General features: G+C 69.0%; 21 protein-coding genes. 10 read left to right on the top strand and 11 right to left on the bottom strand.

What is annotated here, in order from left to right:
• Positions 1 to 9: 9 nt before the first annotated feature.
• From ACX80H_RS03655 to ACX80H_RS03670, 4 genes are all read right to left on the bottom strand, one after another.
• Complete coding sequence (locus ACX80H_RS03655) at positions 10 to 435, bottom strand: HIT family protein (protein WP_459311100.1); 426 nt, start codon at positions 433 to 435, stop codon at positions 10 to 12.
• Between the two features lie 149 nt (positions 436 to 584).
• Positions 585 to 1,340, bottom strand: a complete 756-nt coding sequence (locus ACX80H_RS03660; RefSeq protein ID WP_459311102.1) for a phosphatase PAP2 family protein — start codon at positions 1,338 to 1,340, stop codon at positions 585 to 587.
• 16 nt (positions 1,341 to 1,356) lie between these two features.
• The gene (locus ACX80H_RS03665) at positions 1,357 to 2,184 is read right to left on the bottom strand and encodes a sulfurtransferase (protein WP_459311103.1); all 828 of its coding nucleotides are present in this window, start codon (positions 2,182 to 2,184) and stop codon (positions 1,357 to 1,359) included.
• A gap of 224 nt (positions 2,185 to 2,408) precedes the next feature.
• Entirely contained in the window at positions 2,409 to 3,065 is a 657-nt protein-coding gene (locus ACX80H_RS03670) for an MBL fold metallo-hydrolase (protein ID WP_459311104.1), read from the bottom strand.
• Between the two features lie 79 nt (positions 3,066 to 3,144).
• Here ACX80H_RS03670 and ACX80H_RS03675 point away from each other — a divergent pair, with 79 nt between their 5' ends.
• The 3 genes from ACX80H_RS03675 (at position 3,145) to ACX80H_RS03685 (ending at position 4,920) form a co-directional block, all read left to right on the top strand.
• The gene (locus ACX80H_RS03675; protein WP_459311105.1) at positions 3,145 to 3,645 is read left to right on the top strand and encodes a Fur family transcriptional regulator; all 501 of its coding nucleotides are present in this window, start codon (positions 3,145 to 3,147) and stop codon (positions 3,643 to 3,645) included.
• 114 nt (positions 3,646 to 3,759) lie between these two features.
• Positions 3,760 to 4,305, top strand: a complete 546-nt coding sequence (locus ACX80H_RS03680; RefSeq protein ID WP_459311106.1) for a MarR family winged helix-turn-helix transcriptional regulator — start codon at positions 3,760 to 3,762, stop codon at positions 4,303 to 4,305.
• A gap of 75 nt (positions 4,306 to 4,380) precedes the next feature.
• Positions 4,381 to 4,920, top strand: coding sequence for a MarR family winged helix-turn-helix transcriptional regulator (locus ACX80H_RS03685; RefSeq protein WP_459311108.1), 540 nt, complete (start codon positions 4,381 to 4,383; stop codon positions 4,918 to 4,920).
• 78 nt (positions 4,921 to 4,998) lie between these two features.
• On the opposite strand, the gene ACX80H_RS03690 is transcribed toward ACX80H_RS03685, so the two are convergent.
• From ACX80H_RS03690 to guaB1, 6 genes are all read right to left on the bottom strand, one after another.
• Positions 4,999 to 5,904, bottom strand: coding sequence for a metal ABC transporter permease (locus tag ACX80H_RS03690; RefSeq protein ID WP_459311110.1), 906 nt, complete (start codon positions 5,902 to 5,904; stop codon positions 4,999 to 5,001).
• Between the two features lie 3 nt (positions 5,905 to 5,907).
• Positions 5,908 to 6,747: a metal ABC transporter ATP-binding protein gene (locus ACX80H_RS03695; RefSeq protein ID WP_459311112.1), complete on the bottom strand. Its 840-nt coding sequence runs from the start codon at positions 6,745 to 6,747 to the stop codon at positions 5,908 to 5,910.
• A gap of 81 nt (positions 6,748 to 6,828) precedes the next feature.
• Positions 6,829 to 7,803, bottom strand: coding sequence for a metal ABC transporter solute-binding protein, Zn/Mn family (locus ACX80H_RS03700; RefSeq protein ID WP_459311114.1), 975 nt, complete (start codon positions 7,801 to 7,803; stop codon positions 6,829 to 6,831).
• Positions 7,804 to 7,893: 90 nt separating this feature from the next.
• Complete coding sequence (locus tag ACX80H_RS03705; RefSeq protein WP_459311115.1) at positions 7,894 to 8,982, bottom strand: hemolysin family protein; 1,089 nt, start codon at positions 8,980 to 8,982, stop codon at positions 7,894 to 7,896.
• A complete protein-coding gene (locus ACX80H_RS03710; RefSeq protein ID WP_459311117.1) occupies positions 8,979 to 10,427 on the bottom strand; it encodes a hemolysin family protein in 1,449 nt (482 codons plus the stop codon). The genes ACX80H_RS03705 and ACX80H_RS03710 overlap by 4 nt, the downstream gene beginning before the upstream one ends.
• 277 nt (positions 10,428 to 10,704) lie before the next feature.
• The gene (gene guaB1 / locus ACX80H_RS03715; RefSeq protein ID WP_459311119.1) at positions 10,705 to 12,153 is read right to left on the bottom strand and encodes a GMP reductase; all 1,449 of its coding nucleotides are present in this window, start codon (positions 12,151 to 12,153) and stop codon (positions 10,705 to 10,707) included.
• Between the two features lie 256 nt (positions 12,154 to 12,409).
• Here guaB1 and ACX80H_RS03720 point away from each other — a divergent pair, with 256 nt between their 5' ends.
• The 6 genes from ACX80H_RS03720 (at position 12,410) to ACX80H_RS03745 (ending at position 23,456) form a co-directional block, all read left to right on the top strand.
• Positions 12,410 to 16,279 carry a multifunctional oxoglutarate decarboxylase/oxoglutarate dehydrogenase thiamine pyrophosphate-binding subunit/dihydrolipoyllysine-residue succinyltransferase subunit gene (locus ACX80H_RS03720; protein WP_459311121.1) on the top strand — a complete coding sequence of 1,290 codons (3,870 nt, stop codon included), beginning with the start codon at positions 12,410 to 12,412 and terminating at the stop codon, positions 16,277 to 16,279.
• 115 nt (positions 16,280 to 16,394) lie between these two features.
• A complete protein-coding gene (locus ACX80H_RS03725) occupies positions 16,395 to 16,994 on the top strand; it encodes a GDSL-type esterase/lipase family protein (RefSeq protein ID WP_459311122.1) in 600 nt (199 codons plus the stop codon).
• A 224-nt stretch (positions 16,995 to 17,218) separates the two neighbouring features.
• Positions 17,219 to 19,003: an ABC transporter family substrate-binding protein gene (locus ACX80H_RS03730; RefSeq protein WP_459311124.1), complete on the top strand. Its 1,785-nt coding sequence runs from the start codon at positions 17,219 to 17,221 to the stop codon at positions 19,001 to 19,003.
• 102 nt (positions 19,004 to 19,105) lie between these two features.
• Entirely contained in the window at positions 19,106 to 20,638 is a 1,533-nt protein-coding gene (locus ACX80H_RS03735; protein ID WP_459311126.1) for an ABC transporter permease, read from the top strand.
• 8 nt (positions 20,639 to 20,646) lie between these two features.
• Positions 20,647 to 21,681 carry an ABC transporter permease gene (locus ACX80H_RS03740; RefSeq protein ID WP_459311128.1) on the top strand — a complete coding sequence of 345 codons (1,035 nt, stop codon included), beginning with the start codon at positions 20,647 to 20,649 and terminating at the stop codon, positions 21,679 to 21,681.
• Complete coding sequence (locus ACX80H_RS03745) at positions 21,678 to 23,456, top strand: dipeptide ABC transporter ATP-binding protein (RefSeq protein WP_459311130.1); 1,779 nt, start codon at positions 21,678 to 21,680, stop codon at positions 23,454 to 23,456. Before ACX80H_RS03740 ends, ACX80H_RS03745 begins: the two co-directional genes overlap by 4 nt.
• An 85-nt stretch (positions 23,457 to 23,541) precedes the next feature.
• On the opposite strand, the gene ACX80H_RS03750 is transcribed toward ACX80H_RS03745, so the two are convergent.
• The gene (locus ACX80H_RS03750; RefSeq protein ID WP_459311131.1) at positions 23,542 to 24,507 is read right to left on the bottom strand and encodes a zinc-binding dehydrogenase; all 966 of its coding nucleotides are present in this window, start codon (positions 24,505 to 24,507) and stop codon (positions 23,542 to 23,544) included.
• Positions 24,508 to 24,680: 173 nt separating this feature from the next.
• On the opposite strand from ACX80H_RS03750, the gene ACX80H_RS03755 reads away from it, so the two are divergent.
• Positions 24,681 to 24,755 (top strand): 50S ribosomal protein bL37, encoded by a 75-nt coding sequence (locus ACX80H_RS03755; RefSeq protein WP_369299106.1) that lies wholly within the window; start codon positions 24,681 to 24,683, stop codon positions 24,753 to 24,755.
• Positions 24,756 to 24,853: the final 98 nt, after the last annotated feature.

Consider the following 24,853-nt stretch of genomic DNA (forward strand, 5'->3'; position numbering starts at 1 on the left):
AGGTACTCGTCAGCCGGGTATGGAGTCGTCGTGCCCGGCGTCCCGCAGTGCACTGCGGAGAGCCTCGGCGGCCCGGTCCATCGCGGCGGGATCGGGTGCCAGGTCCACCCTCTTGACGTCGAAGTCCTCCGGCGACTGGGTCGGCCAGACGTGGACGTGGAGGTGGGGCACCTCGTAGCCCTCGAGCAGGACCCCCACACGCCGGGCCCCGAAAGCCTTCTGCTGCGCCTGGCCGATCGTCTGCGCGACGGCCATCACCGTCGACAGGGTTCCGGGGTCGGCCTCCAGCCAGTGCTCGATCTCCCGGCGCGGCACCACGAGCGTGTGGCCGGGGGTGATGGGCGCGATCGTGAGGAACGCGACGACGTCGTCGTCCTGCCACACGAACCGCCCGGGCACCTCGCCGTCGATGATCCGGGTGAAAAGCGTCGCCATCGGTCCTCCTGGTCGGAATGCGGAATGAACGCCCCTGTGCGAGGGGCTCCCCGGCAGCTGGACGCTGCCACGCAGGGGTGGCGGTACGGGGCGTCCTGGGTTCATGTTCCGACGCTACCGTGCCGTCCTGCGACGGGCCAGCACCGGCGTCAGGGGCCAGGGCCCGTCCGTGGTTCCTGCGGCGCTCCTGCCGTACGCCACGTGTCCAGTGCGATCACCACTCCCAGGACGACGAGGGACAGCGCGACGGACGCGAGGGTGTCGGTGAGCCAGTGGTAGCCGAGGTAGAGCCGGCTCACCACCTGCGCGGCGATGCCGCCCAACGCGGCAAGGAACCCGGCGAGCACCGCACCGAGTCGCCTGCGGCGGGAGAACACGACGAACGCTCCGACGAGCAGGAAGTCGGAGGCTCCCAGGACGTGGCCGGAGGGGAAGGAGGACGTGCTGTCGACACCGAGCAGCATCGCCCCCGTTGGCGGGCGGGTACGGTCCACGAGGTGCGTGATCACTGTGGCAAGGACCACTCCCGCGCTCATGGCGCCGGCCAGGAGCAGGGGGCGCCAGATGTGGCGTGCCCTGAGAATCCAGACCGCGGTCACCACCACGACGACGATCGGCATGACGACGGGGCCGAAGACGATGGCCAGGACCACCATCACCACGGTCACCGCCGCTACGCGATGGCCGACGAACCACGAATGGACCGGCCCGTCCAGCGTGGCCAGGTCATCCTTCTGCAGCACATCACCCAGGGTCAGGAAGAAGAAGCCGCTGCCGGCCAGGACCAGGACGACCGCCGTGCTGTAGAGCAGCTTCCGCGCCCGGGCGCTGACCCGGCGCTCCTCGGCCACGACCTTCCCGTGGAGGAACCGACGGGCCTTCGCGGGAAGCGGCCGCGCGGCCACAGCACTCCCGTTCCCCTCAGCCGCCCGTCACCACGGGCAGCCCCTGCGTCGTCGACCACTGGGACCAGGAGCCGGGAAACAGCGCCGCGTCGATTCCCGCGATCTCGAGGGCCGCGATCTCGTGGGCGGCGGTGATGCCCGAACCGCAGTAGACCGCGACCCTCCCGCGGTCGGCGCCCAGCGCGGCGAAGCGGCGCCGGAGCTCCTCGACGGGCCGGAAGCGCCTGTCCTCGCCCAGATTGTCCGCGGTGGGTGCGCTGACGGCCCCGGGGACATGGCCGGCCTGCGGGTCGACCGGCTCATGCTCGCCCCGGAAGCGTTCCCCGGCGCGGGCGTCGAGGAGGACGTCGACTCCCGCCGGCTCGAGGAGGTCGGGGATCGAGACCACCGGCATGTGGCCCGAGGAGAGGTGGACGCTGCCCACGCAGTGCCGCTCCTCCCCGCCCTCGACGTCGAACCCGGCCGCACGCCAGGTCGTGAGGCCGCCGTCGAGCAGGCGGACCGATGCGAACCCGGCATCACGCAGGAGCCACCAAAGGCGCGCGGCGGCGAGGTTGCCCGAGTCGTCGTACGCGACGACCGTGTCACCGTCGTCGAGCCCCCACTGGCGGGCCGCTTCCTGCAGGGCATCGGCGTCCGGAAGCGGATGGCGGCCGAGACCCGGCCCGCCGGGAGCGCACAGCTGCGTCTCCAGGTCCACATAGACGGCGCCGGGTATGTGGGCCGCTCGGTAATGCTCGTGGCCGGAGGGGTCGCCCAGGGACCAGCGAACATCGAGCAGGAGAGTCTGCGCACCGGAGGTCATCCGGTCCTGCAGCTCCTGCACATCCATCAGAGTCTTCATCGAGATCTCCTGTCGGGACGGGCGACCGGGACGCGGTGGTGACCGCGCCCGGTCCTGATGCACGCCAGTCCACCACACGGCGCTCCGGACACCAAGGGGCCGTTCGGCCGACACGCCTTTCGTCGCCGTCCCCTTCCGGGTGCGTGCGTCCAGATGCAGCGGAAGGACCCAGCTGCCCGTCCTGCCCTTCATCGCGGGGAGGACGGCGGGCAGCAGAGGCCGCCTCAGATCTCGATGCTCTCGCGGACCGTGAGGTGGCCGAAGGTCGTGCCGTACCGCGAACCGAGGCGTGTCACGTGGCCCTCGACCATGCCCAGTCCGGTGTCGTTGAGGAGGGCGTCGTGGATCTGGAACGCGCGGGGCGCACGGACCGAGACGACGAAGTCCACCACTTCCGCCAGTTTCGACCACGGCGCATGCACGGGGACGAGGAGGGTGTCGACGTCGATGCCCTCCGGCACGATGAACGAGTCACCGGGATGGTAGACGCCGCCGATCAGGAAGCCCACGTTGGCGACGAGCGGGATCAGCGGATGGATGAGCGCGTGCTGTCCGCCGAAGGACCGCACCCCGAACCCCGCGGCGGAGAACTCCTCGCCGCCGGCCACGGCGTGGACCCGCTCCCCTGCGGCGTCGCCCAGGCCCTCGCGGACGGCGTCGGCCACGCCCTGCGGTGCCCACAGGTCCACTGACGTGTTCCGGGACAGCACCTCGACGACCCTGTCCAGGTCGATGTGGTCCGGGTGCTCGTGGGTGACCAGGACGGCGCCGGCACCCTCGAGGGCTTCCTCGACCTCGGAGAACGTTCCCGGGTCGATGACGAGTACGCGCCCGTCCTGCTCGAGCCGGACACAGGAATGGGTGAACTTCGTCAGCAGCATGGGCCCAGACTACCCGCGGCGGCGCTGATAATCTTGACTCTGATCCAGGGCCGCCGAGTGCCCGCGGAAAGGGTAGGACATGACGCCTGAGGCGACATCCGAGGCAGTACCGACGGCAGTCTCCGGGCCGGTCCCGGTGTCGAGCCCGGACCCGGACCCGGCGCCGCAGGCCGCCCGCAAGGAGCAGCGCGTCACGCGCCAGCGGCGGGCCGTCAGCGCCGCCCTCGACGTGCTGGCGGACTTCGTCAGCACGCAGGAGCTCCACCGGGTGCTGCACGACCGCGGGGAATCGGTGTCCCTCGCCACCACCTACCGCATCCTCCAGTCCATGGCCGACGACGGTCTGGTGGACGTGCTGCGCAACGGTGACAACGAGGCCGTCTACCGCCGGTGCGCCGTCGAGCACCACCACCACCACCTGCTGTGCCGGAACTGCGGACGGGCCGTGGAAGTCGAGGCGCCCGCCGTCGAGCAGTGGGCCGCGCGCATCGCCGCAGAACACGGGTTCACCGATGCCGCCCACACGGTCGAGATCTACGGTGTCTGTCCGGACTGTGCTGCGCTCACAGCACAGTCCTGACATCGCCGTCCGGACAGCAGGACAGCCTGTGCACTCCCTGCCGGGGACGGGAAGGCACACCTCGCGCACCCACACGGCGCTGACGACGTCGGTGCCGTCGATTACGCTGGAACCGTGACGCCTTCCGACAGCTCCGCCGCCGTGGAGCCGAGCACCCCCGCAGCCGGGTCCGGCACCCGCGAGGACTCCGGTCGCCTCGATGACCTGGTCGAGGCAGTGCGCTGCTACCGCAACGCGGAGAGCTTCATGCGCGGCAAGAGCCGCGATTCGATGCACCTGGGGAAGACGGACATGACGGCCCTGCGCCTGATGCTCCGCGCAGGGCAGGCGGGACGCCCTCTCACCGCGGCCGCACTGGCGCGCGAGCTCCAGATCTCCACCGCCGCCACCACCGTCCTGATCGACCGCCTCGAGAAGAGCGGCCACGCCGAGAGGCGACGGAGCGGAACCGACGGACGCTCCATCGAGATCTGGCCCACGGCCGCGACGGACGACGAGGTGCGCTCGACCATGGGCACGATGCACGAGCGGATGATGGAGATCGCGGGCGCCCTCTCGCCCGAGGAGAGCGACACCATCCGCCGTTTCCTCGACGCCCTGGGGAAGGCCATGCTCGAACTGGACTTCCCGTTCCCGCAGCAGGAACGCTCCGGGGCCTGAGCTCCCGTCCCGGCAAGTAGGGAGATACAGCGCTTACCTAGAGAGCTGAACTACTAGATGGTCTAAACTGTAGCCATGGAACCTTCGGATGCACGGCAGGGAGCCGGCTACTGGTACCCCCCGTCCGGAGAAGGAACGGCCGGCAGGGCCGCGACCGGGGTAGACGTACTCAACGCGCTGAGGGCCTACCGCACCGTGGAGAGCGGACTCCGGCGAAGCCTCAGCCAGCGGCTGAACGTCAACGAGACCGACCTCGCCGCGCTCCGCTACCTCCTCGCCGTCTGGCAGCAGGACCAGGGAGCGAGCCCCAAGGAACTTGCACTCGCACTCGGCATCTCGAGCGCCTCGACGACCCTCGTGATCGACCGCCTCGAAAGGGCCGGCTACATCCGCAGGCGCCGTCATCCCGTCGATCGCCGCGCCGTCATCCTCGAGCCCGGAGAGAAGGCCACCGACGAGTTCCAGGCAGCCTTCGACATCGAGAAACGGGGAGTCCTGGCGGCGGCCGACAACCTCACCCGCGAGGAGACGGAGACCGTCACCCGCTTCCTGCGCAACATGGAGCAGGCCATCACCGACGCGGTCGGCCAGCCGGACCGCGTCCCCGGCTCCTGAGGCCGAGTCCCTGCCCGTCGGCCCGCACCCCGGGACCACGAATCGGATCCGGTCGGGTCCGCATCCGGGGCTCCTGGTTCAGGAGGCCGTCGGCACCGCGGGTCGCCCGACCGGTTCGCCCATTCGCAGATTCGTGGACCTCCGCGCCGATCTCCGCGAGCCGATGAACCGGCACACGAGGTAGATCGCGAAGGAGATCGTGGTCACGTAGGGGCTGATCGGGATGCGGCCCCCGAGCGCCAGCAGGATGCCGCCCACCACGGAGGTGCAGGCGAACACCACGCTGAGCAGGACGGCGGGACCGGGAGCCGAGGTGACCTTCAGTGCCGCGGCGGCCGGCGTGATGAGAAGCGCGAGGACCAGGAGCGCTCCGACGACCTGGATGGACAGCGCCACCGAGATCCCCAGCAGCACCATGAAGAGGATCGAGAGTGCCCGCACGGGCACCCCGCGTGCCTCGGCGAGGTCGGCGTCGGCACTGGCGAAGGTGAGGGGCCGCCAGATCGCGGCCAGTGCGAGGATGACGACGACGGCGCACCCGACGAGCAGGTTGAGCTGCACGTCGTCGACCGAGACGATCTGCCCGGTGAGCAGACCGAACTTGTTGGCAGCGCGCCCCTCGTACAGGGCGAGGAACAGGATCCCCAGACCGAGGCCGAAGGGCATGACGACGCCGATGATGGAGTTCCTGTCGCGTGCCCGGATCCCCATCAGCCCGAGGACGAGGGCGGCGAGGACGGACCCGACGAGCGAACCGGCGACCACGTTGGCTCCTGCCAGGAGCGCGAAGGCGGCGCCTGCGAAGGAGAGTTCGGCGATGCCGTGGACCGCGAAGGCGAGGTCCCGCATCATCACGAACATCCCGATGAGACCCCCGAGCAGGCCCAGGACCGCTCCGGCGATCAGCGAGTTCCGGACGAGGGGCAGCAGCTGCGCGTAGTTGTCGAAGGTGAAGATGGCGCTGAAGATCTCCTGGAGGTCCATGGCCTAGCCGCTCTCGTGGTGGTGGGTGGTGGCATCGGGCAGTCCGACGACCACGATCCGGCCGTTGCTGTGCAGGACCTCGACGGGGCTGTCGTAGAGCTCCGAGAGCACCTCGCTGGTCATGACCTCGGCAGGTGAGCCGACGCGGAACCTGCCGTCCGCGAGGTAGAGCACGCGGTCCACGTAGTCGATCACGGGGTTGATCTCGTGGGTGACGAACACGACGGCGCTGTTCTTCTCCCGGCGCTGCCGGTCGATGAGGGCGCTGACCGCCTGCTGGTGGTTCAGGTCCAGCGACAGCAGGGGCTCGTCGCACAGGAGCACCGCCGGGTCGGTGGCGAGAGCCTGGGCCGCGCGCAGCCGCTGCTGCTCGCCGCCCGACAGCAGCCCCACGGGGGCGTCCGCGTAGGACTCGGCACCGACGTCGCGCAGGAGCCTGTCCACCTTCTCGTCGTAGTGTCGGTTCCGCATCCTCAGGCCCCACCGGTGGCCGTCGACGCCCAGACCCACGAGGTCCCGGGCCCGGAGCGGGGTCTCGGGCGGGAAGGACTTCTGCTGCGGGATGTAGCCGAGGTTCCGGCTGCCGCGGCTGATGGGCCGGCCGGCGATGGTCGCCGTGCCGGTGTCGAGCGGCTGCAGGCCCAGGAGAACCTTCAGGAAACTCGTCTTCCCCGACCCGTTGGGGCCGAGCACGGCGAAGAATTCACCGGGCAGGATGTCGAGGTCCAGTCCCTCCCACAACGTCCGGTCGCCGAAGGACAGCGCTGCACCGCGCAGGCTGATCGCCACCGGTGTTCCGCCTGCCCCGTCCGGGGAGGCCTGGCGGGGCATCGTCGAGGTCATGCGGTGCGGCTTCCAGTCTGTCGGGGTTCAGGAGTGCATCGGGCGTACAGGATGGGGGGACGCCCTCCGGAAGGGACTCCCTCAGGAAGCGAGGGCGGCCGCGATACTCTCCGTGTTGGCGGTCATCCAGGAGACGTAGTCCTCGCCCTCGGGCAGTGTCTCGGTGAAGTCGAGGACGGGGAGGCCTGCGCCGTCGGCCGCGGCGCGTACCGCTTCCGTCTGCGATCCTTCCGTCTGCCCATTGTAGGCAAGGAAGGCGAGGGTCCCACCGGACACGAGCGTCTTCATGTCCTGGAGCACAGCGACCGGGACATCCGTCTCCTCCTCGATGGCCTCGCTGAATTCCTCCGGTGTCACGTTCTCGAGGCCCGCCGCCTCCAGAAGGTAGACGGGGACCGGCTCGGTCACGGCGACCCGTCCCCCGGATCCGTCCGAGGCGAGGGCGGCGAGCCGGTCCTGGATCGGCTGGAGCTGCGCGGCGAAGGCGTCCGCCCGCTCGCGGTACGCTTCGGCGTTGTCCCCGTCCAGCCGGCCGAGCTCCTCGGCGATGGCGTCGGCGAGCCCCACCATCGCAGGGAGGTCGTACCAGACGTGCTCGTTGAATGTCCCGTGGGCGTGCTCCTCCTCGGCGTGCTCCCCGGCCTCGTCCGTGTGCTCCGTCGACCCCTCGGCCTCCTCCAGACCTGATACCTCGACGGCGCTGAGCACCGTCTCCACGCCCGTCTCGTCGGCGAGCCTGCCGAGGAATGCGTCGTAGCCTCCGCCGTTCTCGACCACGAGGTCGGCCCCGGACACCGACAGCTTGTCCTGCACGGTCGGCTCGTAGGAGTGGGGGTCCTGGCTGAGGCTGGTGACGATGGCCGTCACCTCGACGTCGTCCCCGCCGACGGCTGCGGCGATGTCCCCGTACACGTTCGTGGGGGTCACGATCGTGAGCGCACCGTCGCCGGCGCCGGAGGACCCTGCGGCCCCGGGCCCGCCGTCCCCGCACGCGACGAGGCCGAGGGTTGAGACCGCCAGGAGGGCGGGCGCGGCGAGACGGCGGGAAAGGGGCATCAGGACCTCGATCAGACTAATGAGAACAGTTTACGTTAGCGGATCGAGCATAGCCCGTATGCGAATGGTTCGCATCTCCGCGGGCTGGCCTCAGGCGACGGGGGTCTCCGTCCCGTTGACGCCCTCGCCCGTCCTCCGCGCACCCTGGTTCTGCGTCGCATCCCGGATCTCGCCGATGAGCTGCTCGATCACGTCCTCCAGGAAGAGCACGCCGCGGGTGGACCCGTCCGGTCCGAGGACGCGCGCCAGGTGCGAGCCCGTCCGCTGCATCACGGCGAGGGCGTCCTCGATCTCGTCCTGGAGCGACAGGTTGGCGAGCGTGCGGACCTTGTTCTCCGTGATGGGCCTGCGGTACATCGCCTGGGGCATCGACATGATGTCCTTCAGGTGCATGTAGCCGGTGAGGTTGCCGCGCTCGTCCACCATCACGAAGCGGGAGAACCCGGTGCGTCCCACCGCCCGCTCGAAATCCTCCGGAGTCGCGTCGGTCCGGACGGTGACGAGCTCGCTGAGGGGAACCATCGTGGTCTCGGCGGTCTGGCCGGAGAACTCGAGCGCACTGGTGATGAGCCCGGACTCGTCCTCGACCAGGCCGCTCTTCGTGGATTCCTCGACGATCGACTGCACCTCCTCGAGCGTATAGGTCGAGGAGACCTCGTCCTTCGGCTCCACCCGGAGGGCACGCAGGATGTGGTTGGCCGTCCAGTTGAGCGAGGAGATCACGGGGTGGACGACCTTAGCGATCAGGACGAGCGGCGGCGCCAGGAGCAGCGCCGCCTTGTCGGCGACTGAGACCGAGATGTTCTTGGGCACCATCTCGCCGAACGTCACGTGGAGGAAGGTGACCAGCATCAGGGCCAGTGCGAAGGCGACACCGTCCGCCAGCCCCTCCGGCACCCCGACGGCTTCGAACGGCACGACGAACAGGTGGTGGATCGCCGGTTCGGCGACCTGCAGGATCAGCAGCGAACACACCGTGATGCCCAGCTGGGAGCAGGCGAGCATGAGGGACACGTGCTCCATGGCCCAGATCGTGGTCCTGGCGCGCTTCGACCCGGCCTCGGCGAGAGGTTCGATCTGGCTGCGGCGCGCGGACATCACCGCGAACTCGGACCCGACGAAGAAGGCGTTGCCCATCAGGAGGACAACGAGCCACAGAATTCCTGCCCAGTCGCTCATCGGTCGTCCTTCCCTGATGCAGTACTGCCGGCGAGGGCGGGTCGCGGCCCGTCATGCGTGCGGGCGCTCAGTGCGACCGACTGGTGTTCGGGGACGACGGCGCTGTCGGCTGCCACCCCGTCGGGGCTGTCCACATGGGCCTCCGCAGGTTTCGGGGCCGGCCGGAACTGGACGCGGTCGATCCGGCGCCCGTCCATGCGCTCGACCGTGAGGGTGCCCGCCGGGAGCTCGACGCGGTCGCCCGGCGCCGCGACACGGCCGAGTTCGGCCATGATGAACCCGGCGACGGTCTCGTAGCCGGCGTCGTCCGGTACCACGAGCCCGGGAATCTGCACCGTGACCTCGTCGGGACGCATGAGCCCCGGGAAGTACCAGTCTCCCGTGGCGCTCTGCAGCACGCCCGGCTTCAGCTTGTCGTGCTCGTCCTTGACCTCGCCGACGATCTCCTCGACCAGGTCCTCGAGAGTGGCGACACCGGCGGTGCCCCCGTACTCGTCGAGCACGACGGCGAGCTGGAGGTTCGCCTCACGGAGCTCACGGAGGAGGGAATCGAGGTGCACGGTCTCGGGGACGCGCAGGACATCGGTCATGATGGTGCCGGCGGGGAGCTCCGCGCGCTTGTGCCGGGGTACCGCGACGGCCTTCTTGACGTGGACGACCCCCCGGATGTCATCGGCGGAGTCCCCGATGAGCGGAAACCGCGAGTAGCCGGTGCGCCGTGCGGCCTCGACGACGTCGGCCACGGTCTGGTCGGAGTCGATGACCTCCATGCGGATGCGCGGCGTCATGACGTCGGCGGCCGTCCGCTCCGAGAAGCTGAACGTCCGTGCGAGGAAGGTGGCCGTGCCCTGGTCCAGCGTGCCCATCTCGGCGGACCGGCGCACGAGCGACGAGAGCTCCGACGGCGTCCTCGCACCCGAGATCTCCTCCTTGGCCTCCAGGCCGAAGACGTTGAGGATGCGGTTCGAGAAGCCGTTGAGCACGACGATGGCCGGCTTGAAGACGGCCGTGAACACCAGCTGCGGACGGGCCAGCGCCCGGCCGACCCGGAAGGGCAGCGAGATGGAGAGGTTCTTGGGAACGAGTTCGCCGATGAGCATCGACAGCAGTGTCGCCAGGACCATCGCGATGACGATGGACGTCGAGGCCACCATCGCCTCCGACAGGCCGAGCGCGCCCAGGGGCGTCTCGAGGAGCTGCCCGACGGACGGTTCCATCACGTAGCCCGTGAGCAGCGTGGTGAGGGTGATGCCCAGCTGGCAGCTCGAGAGCTGGGTGGACAGCGACTTCAGGCACCGCAGCAGCGGCTCGGCCTTCGTGTCGCCCTCGTCGACGGCGCGCTGCACATAGGTCTGGTCGAGCGCGACGAGCGCGAACTCGACGGCCACGAAGAACCCCGTTCCGAGGACGAGGAGGAGGCCGACGGCCAGGTAGAGCCATTCCACCGCTACATCCCCTCCTCGGTCACGCCGGGTCGGGGATGCAGCGGTCCGCGTCTGAGGGGGTCCGCGGCGTCCGACGGGAGAAGCGCTGCGCCCTGGTCGGGACCGGCGTCGGCCGGGCGTCCCGCAGTGGGCTCGGGCAGCGGATGGGCAAGAGGAGAGGGTAAGCCGGCGTCGAGCCGGCCCCTAGAAGGACTGTCCATAAGAAGATCAGTTTACCGGCTCGGGCGCCGCCCGCCACACGAATCCCGAAGCTGTACGCCGATCGCGTACAACCGGGCTACCAGCTCTGCTGGAGCGGCCGCCCCTCCTCGTAGCCCGCCGCCGACTGCACGCCCACCACGGCACGCTCGCGGAACTCCGCGAGCGATGCCGCACCGGCGTAGGTCATCGAACTGCGCACGCCGGCCGTGATCATGTCGAGGAGGTCCTCCACGCCCGGCCGGGCGGGATCGAGGTACATCTTCGAGGTGGAGATCCCCTCCTCGAAGAGGCCCTTGCGGGCCCGGGCGAACACGTCGTCGCGCCGCGTCCGGTTCTGCACCGCGCGCGCCGACGCCATGCCGAAGCTCTCCTTGTACCGGCGCCCGTTGCTGTCGGCCTGCAGGTCACCGGGGCTCTCGTAGGTTCCCGCGAACCAGGAGCCGATCATGACCTGGCTCGCACCGGCGGCCAGGGCCAGGGCGACGTCGCGCGGGTACCGCACGCCGCCGTCGGCCCACACATGGGCGCCGAGTTCGGCCGCCGCCTGGGCGCACTCGTGGACGGCGGAGAACTGCGGGCGTCCGACGGCGGTCATCATGCGCGTGGTGCACATGGCACCCGGGCCGACGCCGACCTTGATGATGGAGGCACCCGCGGCGACGAGGTCGCGCACGCCGTCGGCGCTGACCACGTTGCCGGCGACGATGGGGACCTTCGGATCGAGGCCGCGGACGACGGCGAGTGCGTCGAGCATCTTGCGCTGGTGGCCGTGGGCGGTGTCGACGACGAGGACATCGACACCGGCGTCCAGCAGCGCCGCGGCCTTGGCCTCCACGTCACCGTTGATGCCCACCGCCGCCGCTACGCGGAGCTTCCCCGCCGCATCGAGCGCCGGCTCGTAGATGGTGGAACGGAGCGCACCTGTCCGCGTCATGACGCCCTGCAGGACGCCGTCCCGCACCACCGGCGCCAGGGGGGCGCGGGCACCGTCGAGGTCCTCGAAGGCCTTCTGCAGGGCCACGGCGGGATTGTCGTCGAACAGCGACGCCTCGAAGGCGGCCGGGGCCGGGCGCATCACGGACTCGAGGGAGGCGAAGCGATCCACCTCCTCGCAGTCGGCCGCGCTGACCACGCCCACGCAGACGCCGCCGTCGACGACGAGCACGGCGCCGTGGGCGCGCTTGTACATGAGGTGGAGCGCATCGATCACGGTGTTGCCGGGCTGCAGCTTCAGCGGCGTCTCGAAGACAGGGTGGCGGTCCTTCACCCACGACGTGACTTCGGCGATCACCTCGACGGGGACGTCCTGCGGCAGGACGCCGATGCCACCGCGCCGCGCCATCGTCTCGACCATGCGCCGACCGGTCACCGCCGTCATGTTGGCGACGACCAGCGGGATCGTGGTGCCCGTCCCGTCGTCCGACGAGAGATCGACGTCGAAGCGGGAGATGACCTCGGACGACGACGGTACGAGGAAGACGTCGGAGTAGGTGAGGTCGGTGGTGGGCGGGTTGATGAAGCGCATGGTTCTCCCTGGATCGACGGCCGCAACGACGGCCGCACAGAGTATAGTGCCTTCCCGCCTGCCGTCCCATTCTCCGCTGCACTCCGCGTGGCATCCGAGGAGGTTCACAGGGCGGCGTATGCCGCTCCGGGACACGCCCTGATTGGCTTGTTTGTTGCTCGTGTCACTACACTTGGACAGGGTCCAGACACGGCTTTGCGCCGATCCTGACGACCGCACCGCGCTCAGGGCAACTTACGGAAGAGGCGTATACCAAGTGCCAGAACAAACCAGCCACCGTCTACCTGAAGAGTTCGGCGGGAACGAGTGGCTTGTTGATGAACTCTACGAACAGTTCCAGAAGGACCGCCACTCGGTCGACAAGAAGTGGTGGGACCTGTTCGATTCGTTCGACGCAGACGATACAGCAGCAGGGAACGACCGCACTGCAGCGGACGAACCCGCCGACCCCGCACTGGCACCGACGGCCACGCCTCCAGCGGCCCCGTCATCGAATGGTGGCACACCGCCCGCACCGGCTGCCCCCGCCCCCGCGCATCCCCCGACGAAGGAACTCCCGGTCGTGAGGACCGAGGTCGCCGCACCCAAGGCCTCGGGCGAGAGCCCCGCGAGCACGCAGCAGAGCGGCAAGCCCCCCGTGGCGAACGAACCGGCGAAGAAGCCGGATACGTCGCGGGACGACAAGCCCGCCACTCCCCCCATCCCGGCACAGCTTCCCGCCTCGGACCGCAATGCCGAGATGGAGGAGAACAAGGTCAGCGTGCTGCGGGGGCCCGCCAAGGCGATCTCCACCAACATGGAAGCCAGCCTGAGCGTCCCCACCGCGACGAGCGTCCGCGCCATCCCGGCCAAGCTGCTGATCGACAACCGCGTGGTCATCAACAGCAACCTGGCCCGCGCCCGCGGCGGCAAGGTCTCCTTCACGCACCTCATCGGCTATGCGATCATCCGGGCCCTCGCCCAGTTCCCGTCGCAGAACGTCTACTACGACGTCATCGACGGCAAGCCCTCGGCGGTGCAGCCCGCCCACGTGAACTTCGGCCTCGCGATCGACATGCCGAAGCCCGACGGAACGCGTTCGCTCGTGGTGCCGAACATCAAGAAGGCCGAGACCATGAACTTCTCGGAGTTCTGGCACGCCTACGAGGAGCTCGTGAAGAAGGCGCGCGCCGGCAAGCTCGGTGCCGACGACTACGCGGGCACCACGGTGTCCCTGACCAACCCCGGCGGCATCGGTACCGTGCACTCGGTCCCGCGCCTGTCCAAGGGCCAGGCCTGCATCATCGGGGCGGGCGCCCTCGAGTACCCGGCCGAGTTCCAGGGCTCCAGTGAGAAGACCCTGGCCAAGCATGCGATCAGCAAGACCATCACGCTGACCTCGACGTACGACCACCGCGTCATCCAGGGTGCGGGCAGCGGCGAGTTCCTGCGCATCATCCACCAGCTGCTGCTGGGCGAGCAGGGCTTCTACGACGAGATCTTCGAGTCGCTGCGCATCCCCTACGAGCCCGTGCGCTGGAGCGCCGACATCCAGGTCGATCCGATGGACGAGATCAACAAGGTCGCCCGGATCCAGCAGCTCATCCACGCGTACCGCGTGCGCGGCCACCTCATGGCGGACACGAACCCGCTGGAGTACGTCCAGCGCAAGCACGCCGACCTGGACATCCGCACCCACGGCCTCACGCTGTGGGACCTCGACCGCGAGTGGCCCACCGGCGGTTTCGGCGGCCAGCCGATGCTCAAGTTCCGCGACATGCTCGGCGTCCTGCGCGACGCCTACTGCCGCACCACCGGCATCGAGTACATGCACCTGCAGGACCCCGCCGAGCGGCAGTGGTTCCAGGAGGAGCTCGAGCACCCCTATCTGAAGCCGAGCCGCGAGGAGCAGCTGCGCATCCTGCACAAGCTGAACTCGGCGGAGGCCTTCGAGACGTTCCTGCAGACGAAGTTCGTCGGACAGAAGCGTTTCTCCCTCGAGGGTGGGGAATCCCTGATCCCACTGCTCGACGCCGTGCTCTCCGGTGCGGCCGACGACGGCCTCGACGAGGTCGCCATCGGCATGGCGCACCGCGGCCGCCTGAACGTGCTCACCAACATCGCCGGCAAGACCTACGCCCAGGTCTTCCGTGAATTCGAGGGCACTCAGGATCCGCGGTCCGTGCAGGGCTCGGGCGACGTGAAGTACCACCTCGGCACCGAGGGGACGTTCACCTCCGACGCCGGGAACGAGACCAAGGTCTACCTCGCCGCGAATCCGTCGCACCTCGAGGCCGTCGATCCCGTGCTCGAGGGCATCGTCCGGGCGAAGCAGGACCTCCTCGACCAGCACGACAGCTTCCCCGTGCTGCCGATCCTCATCCACGGCGATGCGGCCTTCGCGGGCCAGGGTGTCGTGGCGGAGACCCTCAACCTGTCGCAGCTCCGCGGCTACCGCACCGGCGGCACCATCCACGTGATCGTGAACAACCAGGTGGGCTTCACCACGAGCCCGACGTCGTCGCGTTCCTCGGTGTACTCCACCGACGTCGCGAAGATGGTCCAGGCTCCCGTGTTCCACGTGAACGGCGACGATCCCGAGGCCGTGGTCCGCGTGGCCCAGCTGGCCTACCAGTTCCGCCAGCGGTTCAACAAGGACGTCGTCATCGACATGGTCTGCTACCGCCGTCGCGGCCACAACGAGGGCGATGACCCCTCGATGACCCAGCCCATGATGTACAACCTGATCGAGGCGAAGCGCTCGGTCCGCAAGCTGTACACCGAGGCCCTGATCGGCCGCGGCGACATCACGCAGGAAGAGGCGGAGCAGGCCCTGCGCGACTACCAGGAGCGCCTCGAGCGCGTCTTCGCCGAGACCCACGCGGCCCAGACGTCGCCAATCCCGGTCGTCACCAAGGACCCGAAGGCCGTGTCGGACATCGAGCGGCCCTACGCGCAGCAGTCCTCGGACGGCGGCGGGGCCGCCGCACAGCAGACGGCGATCAGCGCCGAGACGCTGGCGCACATCGGTGCAGCGCACATCGCGATCCCCGAGGGCTTCACGGTCCACCCGAAGCTCAAGGCACTGCTCGAGAAGCGTGAGCAGATGTCCCGTGAGGGCGGCATCGACTGGGGCTTCGGCGAGGTGGCCGCCTTCGGGTCGCTCCTGATGGAGGGTGTGCCCGTGCGGCTCGCCGGCCAGGACTCGCGCCGGGGCACCTTCGTGCAGCGGCACGCGGTGTTCCACGACCGGGCGACCGGCCACGAATGGCTGCCGCTGGACGACCTCAGCAAGGACCAGGCCAAGTTCTGGGTCTACGACTCCTCCCTGAGCGAGTACGCGGCCATGGGCTTCGAGTACGGCTACTCCGTGGAGCGACCCGACGCGCTCGTGATCTGGGAGGCGCAGTTCGGTGACTTCGTCAACGGCGCGCAGACCATCATCGACGAGTTCATCAGCTCCGCGGAGCAGAAGTGGGGACAGCGTTCCTCGCTCGTCCTGATGCTGCCCCACGGCTACGAGGGCCAGGGTCCCGACCACTCCTCCGCACGCATCGAGCGCTTCCTGCAGATGTGTGCAGAGGAGAACATGGTGGTCGCGAACCCGAGCAGTGCCGCCTCGCACTTCCACCTGCTGCGTCAGCACGCCTACCGCCGCCCGCGGAAGCCGCTCGTGATCTTCACCCCCAAGCAGTTGCTGCGCCTCAAGGCAGCGGCGAGTCCGGTGGAGGACTTCACGCAGGGCACCTTCCAGCCCGTCATCCCCGACACGCTCGGAACGCCGGGCAACGACGTCGAACGCGTCATCCTGGTGTCCGGACGGCTCTACTACGATCTGCTGTCCTCCCGGCAGAAGCTCGACGACGGCAAGACGGCCATCGTCCGCGTGGAGCAGCTGTACCCGCTCCCGCTGGACGAGATCCAGGCCGCCCTCGCCACCTACCCCAACGCGGAGATCGTGTGGGCGCAGGACGAGCCGGCGAACCAGGGACCGTGGCCCTTCATCGGGCTCAACCTGCCCCAGGAGCTCGACCGGCGCGTGCGCCTGGCCTCGCGCCCGGCATCCGCGTCGACCGCCACGGGCTCGGCCAAGAGCCACGCGGTGGAGCAGGAACTCCTCATCAAGAGGGCGTTCGGCCGGCAATAGCAGGCCATCAGTATGATGTTGGGTGGGGCTTCGGGCCCCACCCGATGTCTTTAAGGGCGTGCGCGGGTTTACCGGCAGCCCGGCACCATCCGACGACCAGCACACCGAGGGACCAGTGGAACAACGCAGAATCCGGCTAGCAGCAGTGGGCGACGAACTCCTCGCGGGGCTCGGTGATCCGCGGGCACTGGGCTGGATTGGACGCGTGATGGCCCGGACCCGGCCGGACAACGCCTTCGTCGAGGCCTACAGCCTCGCGGCTCCCGGCGAGGGTACGGAGTCCCTCGCGAACCGCTGGCTCCAGGAGGCCGGGCGCCGCTTCGGCGACGGGTTCGAGAACCGCCTCGTCATCGGCCTGTCGGACCGCGACCTCGACCTCGAGCTGTCGACCGCGAGGAGCCGGCTCAATCTCGCCAACATCCTCGACGGCGCGGCACAGATAAGCGTCAAGGTCCTCGTCGTCGGCCCCCCGCCGGGCCTCGACGCCGAACGCAACCGCCGCCTCGCCGACCTGTCCGCGGCCTTCGGCGATGTGACCACGCGACGCAAGCACGTCTTCGTCGACACCTTCACCCCGCTGCTCGCGCACGAGCAGTGGCGCCACGACCTCGCCGCGAACGGCGGCACGCCGGGCCAGGCCGGATACGGCCTCATCGCCTGGCTCGTCCTGCACCGCGGGTGGTTCCAGTGGCTCGACGTGCCCGCTCCCGAGTAGCGGTACGCTGCAGGAAGCCCCCGGGACACGCGTCCCGGGGGCTTTTGTGTTCCTCAGCGACCCCATGTTTCCCTCCGGTAACGGTTGGGTTATCACTGGCTCACTGAGTGTCCGCAGGCAACGATCTGCCGTTATGCTGTCCGAGTGTGATTGCCGTCACTGCCGCAATCCGCCTTGGGGGACCTTCCTGCGTTCCTCGCGCCAAGCACAGTAAGGACTATCGAATGCGTAATAAGCGCACTAAGACGCTCGCCGCACTGTCCATCGGAACGCTCATGCTGAGCGCCTGCGGATCGGCGGGCGGTACAGCCGAGACACCGGCATCGGAGGGTGCGACGGAGAACCTCGCCTCGACGATCAACATCGCGATCAGCCAGGCACCGACCGGCTACAACGGCAACACGGCCAGCACCAACGCGGTCTACAACACCTACGTGGACAACCTGACCTCGAGCGGTTTCGCTGCCTTCGCCGCCAATGGCAACCTGGAGCCCAACGAGGAGTTCGGGACCTACGAGAAGACCAGCGACGACCCGCTGACGATCAAGTACACGATCAACGAGAACGCGGTCTGGTCCGACGGCACGCCGATCGACTACGACGACGTCCTGCTGAGCTGGGCGGCCCTGTCCGGCACGCACCCGAGCGGTGAGAAGGATCCCGAGACGGGCGCCGAGGCCGATCTCTTCCAGGCGGCCTCCACCAACGGGTTCGCCTCCATGGAGCAGATCGAGGGCGAGCCCGGTGCCAAGGAGTTCGAGGCCGTCTTCACGGAGCCGTACGCCGACTGGGAAGCACTGTTCACCACCGGCGTCTTCATGCCCGCCCACATCGCCGCCGAGCAGGCCGGGCTGTCCGCCGAGGGCGACGGCGCCGAACTCGTCGAAGCCATCCAGAACGACGACCGTGCGGCGCTGGCCCCGGTCGCCGAGTTCTGGAACACCGGCTGGAACTACGAGGCCGACCTGCCGACGCTCCCCGACACGGCGATCCTCCCCGCCTCCGGCCCGTACAAGCTGGACAACGCGACCGACGGCACCCTGACGCTCGTCAAGAACGACAAGTACTGGGGCGAGGAGCGTGCCGGCAAGACGGACTCGATCGTCTTCAAGACCATCGTCGACGAGGAAGCCGTCCAGGCACTGCAGAACGGCGACGTCGACATCATCGAGCCTTCCAGCCCGACGATCGACACGAAGGCGGCCCTCGAGCAGATCGGCGAGACCGTCACGGTGGACACCGGGCAGTCGCTGACCTTCTCGCACGTGGACCTCGACCAGCGTGCCGGTGCAGTCTTCGAGGACCTCAAGGTGCGCCAGGCCTTCGCGAAGTGCGTCCCGAGGGCCGACATGGTCGACAAGTTCGTGACCCCCATCGATCCCGAGGGTTCGGTCATGAACCTGCACGAGTACCAGCCGGCGCAGTCCGACTACGAGACGGTCCTCGAGGGGGCACCCGCCGCAGAGGGTGACGGGACCGCCGACATCGAGGGCGCCAAGGCGCTGCTCGCCGAGGCCGGCAAGACCCAGCCCGTCAAGGTCAGCCTGATGTTCGCCTCCACGAGCCAGCTGCGCGCCGACATGGTCGCGCTGATCAAGGACTCCTGCGACAAGGCAGGCTTCGAGATCGTCCCGCAGCCCGAGGCCGAGTGGAGCGCCAAGCTCTCGCAGCCAGGCGCCTGGGACGCGGTCGTCTTCGGCTGGGCAGGCTCCGGCCTCGTGGCCTCGGGCCAGTCCATCTACATCACCGGCGGTGAGCAGAACTTCGGCGGCTACAGCGATCCCGAGGTGGACCGCCTCTGGGATGAGATCGTCACGAGCACCGACTCCGAGGCGGTCGTCCCGCTGAAGACCGAACTCGAGCAGCGCCTCGCCGAGACGCAGTACAACGTGGTCCTCTACGCCAACCCGAACATCGCGGGCTACTCCTCGAAGCTCGAGGGCGTGGAACTCAACCCGACGCAGACCGGCATCACCTGGAATGCCTACAGCTGGACGAAGCAGGCCTGATTGCATCATCCGGAGAACGCATGAGGACGGGCAGGCCCTCGGGCCTGCCCGTCCCTGTGCCCGGCCGCGCCACCGCCTGCACCGTTTCCTAGGAGCCCCTCCGTGTTCTACTTCATCGTCAAGCGCACCATCATCTCGTTCTTCATCATGCTCGCGGCGACCACGCTGATGTACTTCCTCACCATCTCGTCGGGCGATCCCTTCGAGGACCTCGGCGAGACCAGTGGCCCCGAGAAGGCCGCCACCATCGCGGCACGTACCGCGGCGATGAACCTGGACGTCCCGCCCATCCCCCGGTACTTCCTGTGGCTGCAGGACATCGGCCACTGCATCGTCCCCGGCGGCGTGAGCTGCACGCTCGGCCAGGACCGCACGGGCGCCGCCGTCCTCCCCCAGCTCGAGAACGCCATGGGGTCGACGCTGCGCCTCGTCATCATCGCAACCGTGCTCGCCCTCGTCCTCGGCGTCGTCGTCGGCATCGTCACCGCGATCCGGCAGTACAGCACCTTCGACTACTCCGTCACCTTCCTCTCCTTCCTGCTGTTCTCGCTGCCCCTGTTCTGGCTCTCGACGCTGCTCAAGCAGTACCTGGCGATCGACCTCAACACCTGGCTGGCGAATCCGCAGTTCCCCTATCTGACGATCGCCCTCATCGGGGTGGTCTCCGGCGTCGTCTGGGCCGTCGTCGTGGGTGGCGACCGCAGGCGCAGGGCGACCGTCTTCGGCATCGCCGCGGTCGTCACCGCGCTCGCCCTGTACCTCCTGCTCGTCACCGGCTGGTTCGTCACGCCGGGCCTCGGCGTCGTCGGGATGCTCGTGTCGGCAGCAGGGGTCGCCGTGCTCTGGACCGCCCTGCTGGCGGGCTTCCGCCGCCGCCGCGTGCTGCACGCGGCCCTCGCGGCCGCAGGGGTGGCCTTCGCCGGCTACCTCCTCTCCATCCCCCTGCTCGACGATCCGAACTGGCTCCTGGTGCTCGCGCTCGTCGGAGGAACCGCCGTCGTCGCGTATGTGGTCGCCGGCGCGGTGGGCGGTCCGTTCCGGGCGCAGGCGGCGAAGATCGGCGCCGTGATCGCCGTGTCCGTCGGTCTGCTGATCGTGCTCGACCGCCTCCTCCAGGCCTACCCGACGCTCTCCGCGAAGGCGGGCGGACGGCCCATCCCGACCACCGGCTCCCAGTCGGCCAACCTCGCCGGGACCTTCTGGGAGATCAACCTGGACTACGCGCTGCACCTCATCCTGCCGACCATCGCCCTGACCCTGATCTCGTTCGCCACCTACACGCGGTACACCAGGGCCAGCCAGCTCGACGTCATGAACCAGGACTACATCCGCACCGCCCGGGCCAAGGGCCTGAGCGAGCGGACCGTCCTCGTGAAGCACGCCTTCCGCAACGCGATGATCCCCATCACCACCCTGATGGCCTTCGACTTCGCCGGTGTCCTGGGCGGCGCCGTCATCACCGAGCAGGTCTTCGGCTGGAACGGCATGGGCAACATGTTCGTCGAGGGCATCAACCACGTCGACCCGGGCCCCGTCATGGCCTTCTTCCTCGTCGTCGGAACGGCCGCCGTGCTGTTCAACATGCTCGCCGACATCGCCTACGCGTTCCTCGATCCGCGCATCACCCTGAGCTAGGACATCCCATGAGCACGAACGACAAGATGCGGGACGATTCCCGCACGTCCCTGGAGCTGTCGGAGATGACCCTCCAGAGCCAGGACAACGACATCGCGACCGCCGCCCCCACCCGGGAGCAGACGGACCGCATCCGCACCACCGAGGCCAAGAGCCAGGGGCGCCTGATCCGCGAGCGGTTCTTCCGCCACAAGGGTGCCCTCGCGGGCATCGCCCTGCTGGTGCTGATCTTCCTCCTCGCCTTCAGCTCGATCGGGTTCGCAGGGATCCCCGGCTGGTGGAACAAGGACTACGACGTCCTCGCCGCGCGCTTCAACGAGGGACGCCCCACGCTGACGCTCTGGCCCTTCAGCCTCGGGGAGCACCCGTTCGGCCAGGACGTCCTCGGCCGCGACTACTTCGCGCTCACCATGCGCGGCATCCAGACCTCCCTCATCATCGCGTTCATCGTCGGGCTGGTGGCCATGGTCATCGGCACGACGGTGGGGGCGGTCGCGGGATACTTCCGCGGCTGGACCGAAGCGTTCCTCATGCGCATCACCGACGTCGTCATCACCATCCCCACGGTGGTCATCGCCGCGGCGGTCGCCGGCATCGTGGCGAAGAACGGCATCATCCCCTTCGCGATCTTCCTCGGCCTCGTCACCTGGACCGGCCTCGCGCGGCTCGTGCGCGGCGAGTTCCTGTCGCTGCGCGAGAAGGAGTTCGTCGAGTCGGCGAAGTCCGTCGGCGCGAGCTCGGCCCGCATCATCTTCCGGCACATCCTGCCCAACACGGTCGGCGTCATCATCGTGTCGACGACGCTGGCGATCTCCGGCGCCATCCTCCTCGAGACGGGCCTGAGCTTCCTCGGCCTCGGCGTCACGGCGCCCGACACCTCGCTCGGCAAGGCCATCAACGACAACCGCTCGGCCCTCACCGTGCGACCGTGGCTGTTCCTCTGGCCCGGAGCGTTCATCATCGGCATCGCCCTGGCCGTCAACTTCATCGGTGACGGCCTGCGCGACGCGTTCGACCCCAAGCAGACAAGGGTGAAGCAATGAGTTCCAGTTCCGTCATTCTCTCGGACGAGCAGGCTCCGGTCGCCGACGGCCCCATCCTCGCGGTCCGGGGTCTCGGCGTCGAGTTCAACGTCGACAACGAATGGGTCATGGCCGCGGAGGACGTCTCCTACGAGATCCATCCCGGCGAGATCCTGGCGATCGTCGGTGAATCCGGATCCGGCAAGAGCATGTCCTCCATGGCCCTGCTCGGCCTGCTCCCCCGCAACGGCCGCTCGACCGGCAGTGCCAAGATGCTCGGCCGGGAACTGATCGGTGCGCCGCAGGGCACCCTCCGGCGGGTCCGCGGCAACGAGATCGCGATGATCTTCCAAGAACCCATGACGGCGCTGAATCCTGTGCTGACGGTGGGTGAGCAGATCCGGGAGGCCGTCGAACAGCACACGGAGCTGTCACCGGCCGAGGCGAAGAAGCGTGCCATCGAGCTGCTCCGCATGGTGGAGATCCCCGAGCCCGACCGCCGCTACGACAACTTCCCGCACCAGTTCTCGGGCGGCCAGCGCCAGCGCGCGATGATCGCCATCGCCCTGGCGAACGATCCGATGCTCCTCATCGCCGACGAACCCACGACGGCGCTCGACGTCACGGTGCAGGCGGAGGTGCTCGACCTCCTGCGCAAGCTCAACAAGAGGCTCAACAGCGCCGTGCTGCTCATCACCCACGACATGGGAGTGGTCGCCGACCTCGCCGACCACGTCGTCGTCATGGAGCGCGGGCGGATCGTCGAGGCCGCGCCGACGGCGCAGCTGTTCGCCGCCCCGGCCGAGGCCTACACGAGGCAGCTCCTCGGAGCGGTCCCCCACCTCGGGTCGAAGGTGGGCGGCGTCCTCTCCGACGTCGAGGTGGTGGACGGGCGCCTGAGCATCCACGAGGAGTACGCGGAGGCAGCCGTGCGCGCGCAGGAGACGCACAGGGCGTCGGGCGTGGTGCCGGCGCTCGAGCTCCTGAACGTGGACATCGAGTACCCGGGCCGGTTCCGCCAGCCCCCCTTCAAGGCGGTCTCCGGCGTCTCGCTGACCATCCAACCGGGCGAGGTCCTGGGCCTGGTCGGCGAATCCGGCTCGGGCAAGTCGACGATCGCCCGTGCCGTGACCGGGCTCATCAAGACCTCCGGGGGCAGGGTCAGCATCGGCGGCACCGACATCACGGACCTCAGTGCCCGCCAGCTCCTGCCGCTGCGCAAGAAGTTCGCGATCGTGTTCCAGGACCCCGCGGCGTCGCTGAACCCTCGACTGTCCATCGGCGACAGCATCGGCGAGCCCCTGCTCCTCCATGAGAAGCCGGGCCGCGCCGAGCTCGACCGGCGCGTGGCGGCCCTGCTGGAGGACGTGCAGCTGCCGGTCGCGTTCCGCAACCGGTATCCCCACGAACTCTCGGGCGGGCAGCGCCAGCGTGTCGGCATAGCCCGGGCGCTGTCCCTCCGTCCGGACCTGCTGGTGGCCGACGAACCGACGTCGGCCCTGGACGTGTCCGTGCAGGCACGGGTCCTGGACCTGCTGCAGGAACTGCAGCGGGAGCGCGGCTTCGCGTGCCTGTTCGTGAGCCACGACCTCGCCGTCGTCGAACTGCTCGCGAGCCACATCGCGGTCCTCAACAAGGGCACGCTGGTGGAGCAGGGCAGTACGGAGCAGATCCTGAAGTACCCGCGCGATCCCTACACGCGGCGCCTGCTCGCGGCAGCCCCGGTGCCGGATCCGGCCGAGCAGTCGCTCCGCCGGGAGCAGCGCTCGGCCATCCTCGCGGCGGGCGCCGAGTAGCGGCAGAGCGGGTACACGGCAGACTCGGAAGGGAACCCTCCACGGAGGGTTCCCTTCCGAGTCCGCGGCGTGCGCCGGGCCCGCCTCAGTGGCGGAAGACGACCTTGCCGAACACGTCGCCGTCGAGCATGCGCTGGAAGCCCTGTGCCGCGTCGTCGAGGGGCAGGACCGTGTCGATGACGGGGCGCACCCCCGTGGCCACGAGGAAGCGCGTCAGCCGGACGAGTTCCTCCCGGGTCCCCATGGTGGAACCCAGCACGCGCAGCTGGAGGAAGAACACCCGGTTGAGGTCCGCCGACGGGGCCGGACCGCTCGTCGCGCCACAGGTCACCACGGTCCCGCCGGGCACGAGGGACTTCAGCGAGTGGGCCCACGTGGCCTCCCCCACCGAATCGAAGACCACGTCGACGCGTTCCGGCAGCCGCCCCCCTGCGTCGAACACCTGCTCGGCGCCGAGTCCGAGCGCCCGCTGCCGCTTGGCCTCGCTGCGGCTCGTCGCCCAGACCCGGAACCCCGCTGCGGAGGCCAGGGCGACCAGCGCGGAGGCGACGCCGCCTCCCGCGCCCTGCACGAGCACCGTGGACCCGGGCGCTGCCGGCGACACCGTGAACAGCATGCGGTACGCGGTGAGCCACGCGGTGGGAAGGCAGGCCGCCTCCTCGAAGGACAGTGCGGCGGGCTTGGGCACCAGGTTCCGCTCGGGCACCCACACGTAGTCGGCCATGGTGCCGGGGTAGCGCTCGGACAGGAGGGAGCGCTTCGGGTCGAGCGTCTCGTCACCGCGCCAGTCGGGCGAGGACACGACGCCGTGCACGATCACCTCGTTGCCGTCGTCGTCGACCCCTGCGGCGTCGCACCCGAGCACCATGGGCAGGCGGTCCTCCGGCAGGCCCACACCCTTCAGCGACCACAGGTCGTGGTGGTTGAGGCAGGACGCCACCACCCTCACCCGTACGAAGCCCGAAGGTGCGTCGGGTAGCTCGAGGTCGCCGACGGTGAGTCCGGCGAGCGGATCGTCTCCCGACTGGGTTGCTGCATAGGCGGCGCGCATACATAAGCTCCTTCGGTCACGGATGTCCACCCATCCTAGGGGCAGGCCGCGGGGCGCCGGACGGCGCCCTCCGGCCCTGCGCCTGCCGCTGTTTAGGTGACGCCCGTTGCAGTATGGGAGACTTGGGTGCAGTTCTGCACGACTACAGTGCCTGAAGAAAAAAGGAGGCAGCCATGAGCAAGCGAGCACGCAAGCGTCGCGACCGGAAGCGTGGTGGCGCAAACCACGGTAAGCGCCCCAACACCTGAGTCCAGGCGTTATCCCGCTGCACCAGCAGCAAACGAAAGAACCTCCGGGCCGTCACGGCTCCGGAGGTTCTTTTGTCTCTGCACCCAGGCAGCGCACC

This window comes from Arthrobacter pasteuri, from assembly GCF_054510955.1.